Annotated in this window: 2 protein-coding genes; both read right to left on the reverse strand. The window is 77.8% G+C overall.

Annotated features, from left to right (window positions below; genetic code table 11):
* Positions 1 to 1649 (reverse strand): DNA polymerase III subunit gamma and tau (locus tag AB6N24_RS22885; protein ID WP_412871659.1); only part of this gene is annotated, 1649 nt, incomplete at its 3' end.
* A gap of 171 nt (positions 1650 to 1820) precedes the next feature.
* The gene (locus AB6N24_RS22890) at positions 1821 to 3179 is read right to left on the reverse strand and encodes a hypothetical protein (RefSeq protein WP_412871660.1); all 1359 of its coding nucleotides are present in this window, start codon (positions 3177 to 3179) and stop codon (positions 1821 to 1823) included.
* Between the last annotated feature and the right edge of the window lie 270 nt (positions 3180 to 3449).

Below are 3449 nucleotides of genomic sequence, written 5' to 3' on the forward strand. Positions count from 1 at the left end.
CTGGGCGGTCGGGCGGGTGCGGGCGGGGCGGCCGCGGGCTGGGCGGATGCGGGCCGGGTGGGCGCGGGCTGGGCGGGTGCGACGGGCTGAGCCGGCGCCGAGCGCGACGGCGGGCCGTCTGCGCTCACCGGTCCGGCGTCGCGTGCGGGCTCGGGGGCGGACGGCGTCCGGACGTCCGCAGGCGCGACGCCACGGTCCGGAGTCGCCGCGTCGGCCGCGCGTCCGGAGCCCGACGGGCCACCCGGCTCCGCTGCGTGCGCGAGGGCGGCCTCAGCGGTGGGGGCGTCGCGGTCGGGGCTCTCCCCGGGGTCCGCGGCGCGCTCGTCCGGGACCAGCGGCGCCGGGACCGCCGGCGCGGGCGGGGCGGGAAGCGTCGGTGCGACGGCCTCCGCGGCGGACGGTGTTGCCGGCGCCACCGGGGCGAGGGCCGGCGGCGTGAGAGCCGGGCCGGCGGCCACGTGACCCGGGGCGGCGGAGCCGGCACCCCCGGCCGGCAGCCCGCGCTCGAGCCGGTCGAGCCGCGCACCGAGGCCGGACAGCGAGTCGTCGACCGCCGGGAGCAGCAGGCGTGCGATCAGCAGCTCGAGGTGCAGGCGCGGCGACGTCGCCCCGGTCATCTCGCTCAGCGCCGCGTTCGCGAGGTCCGCGGAGCGGGAGAGCTCGGAGCCGCCGAGGTGCGCCGCCTGGGCGCGCATGCGGGCGAGCTGGTCCGCGGGGAGGTCGCGCAGCGCGGCACCGGCGGCCTCGCCCGACGCCGCGATGACGATGAGGTCGCGCAGACGCTCGAGGAGGTCCTCGACGAAGCGGCGGGGCTCGTGCCCGGTCGAGATCACGCGCTCGACGACACGGAACGCGCTCGCGCCGTCACGTGCGGCGATCGCGTCGACGAGGTCGTCGAGCAGCGACGCGTGCGTGTAGCCGAGCAGCGCGACGGCGCCCTCGTAGTCGATCCCGCCGGGTCCGGACCCGGCGACGAGCTGGTCGAGCACCGAGAGCGTGTCTCGCGCCGACCCGGCGCCCGCCCGCACGACGAGCGGGAGCACGCCCGCGCCGACCGTGACGCCCTCGGTCGCGCACAGCTGCTCGAGGTACGCCACGAGCACGTCGGGCGGGATGAGCCGGAACGGGTAGTGGTGGGTGCGCGAGCGGATCGTGCCGATGACCTTGTCCGGCTCCGTCGTCGCGAAGATGAACTTGATGTGCGGCGGGGGCTCCTCGACGATCTTCAGCAGCGCGTTGAAGCCCTGCGGGGAGACCATGTGGGCCTCGTCGAGGATGAAGATCTTGTACCGGTCGCGCGCCGGGGCGAACGTCGCGCGCTCGCGCAGGTCACGCGCGTCGTCGACGCCGCCGTGGCTCGCCGCGTCGATCTCGACGACGTCGAGGCTGCCGGGGCCGCCGCGGGCCAGCTCGACGCACGACTCGCACACGCCGCACGGGGTGTCCGTCGGGCCCTCGGCGCAGTTGAGGCAGCGCGCGAGGATGCGCGCGGACGTCGTCTTGCCGCACCCGCGCGGCCCCGAGAACAGGTAGGCGTGGTTCACCTGGCCGCTGCGCAGCGCCTGCCGGAGCGGGGCCGTGACGTGGTCCTGCCCGACGACCTCCGCGAACGTCTCGGGCCGGTAGCGGCGGTACAGCGCAGTCGTCACAGACGAACCTTAGACGCCGCCGCTGACAGCGGGGAGCGCCCGGGCGGCACCCGCAGGTCAGGCACTGGTCCGGCGGAGGCGACCCTCGTCGGCCACCGGCGGCGGGCCCCGACGCGACGCCGCTCCCGACAGTCGGGCCCCGGAGCCGGATCGAGGGTGTGCCCGGCAGGCTCAGGGCGCGGGCACCGGGAACGCCGACCGGACCGGGTCGCCCGCACCCGTCGTCGGGCCGCTCGTGGGGAGGCACCGCGTGCACCCGTCGAGGCCCGCGAGCGACACCCGGACCCCCACGAGGTGCTCGCGCGCCCGGACGTACTCGCGGGCGCCCGGGTAGTCGCCGTGCCCGTGCACGGGCGGGTACGCGGCGTGCTCCTCGTCGAGCAGGTAGTCGAGCGGGTCGCGGCACTCGACGTCGTGGTCCCCGAGGGCCGAGGCCAGGCTCGAGCCGATCGGGTCGGTGTCGCGCCACAGGTTGAGCCAGCGCCGGCCGAGAGCGCGGTCGAGCTCGCGGAGCTGCTCCGGGCCGCCGACGCGACGCCGCGCGGACCGACCGGCGCCTTCGGCGCCTTCGTCGGCCTCGGCGGCCTCGGCGGCCTCGGCGGCCTCGGCGGCGACGGTGCCCTCGTCGGCGGCGGCGGCGGCGGAGTCGTCGGAGTCGTCGGTGTCGTCGGTGGCCTCGCGTCGCGCCGTGGGGCGCACGAGCTCGGCGCCGCCGAAGTACTGCGGGAAGAGCGGCTGGTAGAGGCGCCCGAGCGGGCTGCCGTGCGTGAGGAGCGCGACGCGGGCGAGCGTGCCGTCGCCCCCGGAGCGTCCCTCCGCGTCGTCGAGCGCCGACAGCTGCGCGACGACCGCCGCCGCGAGGACCGACCCCTGCGAGTGTCCCGAGAGCAGGACTCGGGGCCACGGCGCCGGCTCGCGGGCCAGGAACCGGGTGCGCGCGACGATCTGCGGGACGGCGCGCTCGGTGTAGCTCGGCGGCGCGAACGGGTGCCCGCCGCGGGGCCAGAAGGACAGCACGTCCCACGCGACACCGGCCCGCCGGCGCACGACGGGCGAGCGCCAGCCCGCGACGACCAGCGCGACGACCCCCACGGCCAGCGCGGTCAGCGCCCACGAGCCCGCGGCGCTCAGCGCGCTGCCGACCATGACCGGCCAGGTGACCTCCTCGCCCGCGTCGGGCGCGACCAGGGCCTCGGGCACCGCGCCGGGCGCCGGCCGTCCCCGCATGAGGCTCGCGAGCGGCTCGATGCTCGACGTGAGCGCAGCGACGGCGATGAGCACGCCGAGGATGCTCGCGCACCCGAGCCCGTCGAGGATCCACCGGGCCTGCACGAGCCGCTGGAGCCGCCGCGCCCGCACGATGCGCCGGATCCGGAAGTCGTCGCGCCACTCCCGGTAGGCGGCCGGGCGCTCGGCGGGCGGGAGGGCGTGGTGGCGGACGAACGTCTCGACGACGCCGACGACGTCCCGCGCCGGGACCCGCGAGACGAGCAGGAACCCGGTGGCGCCCGCCAGCACCGCGAGCGCCACGACGACCGCGAACCCGCCCGACGCCCACGTCAGGAGCGCCGGGACCGCGAGCGCACCCTCGTCGGGGTCCGTCGGGGTGAGCAGCGCGCCGATCCGGAGGGTGACCCCGGCGGTGTAGACGTAGGCGAGCAGGACGCCGCTCGCCGCGACGACCCACGGCGCGAGCCCGAGGAACGCGGGCAGCTGGGACTCCGGTCGCGCTCTCGAGCCTGCGCGCGCTGCTCGGCCAGGCGGGCGTCACGACGGCCATCGTCGTGCGCGACGGCGACG

This window comes from Cellulomonas jepli, assembly GCF_047229345.1.
Classification (GTDB): domain Bacteria; phylum Actinomycetota; class Actinomycetes; order Actinomycetales; family Cellulomonadaceae; genus Cellulomonas_A.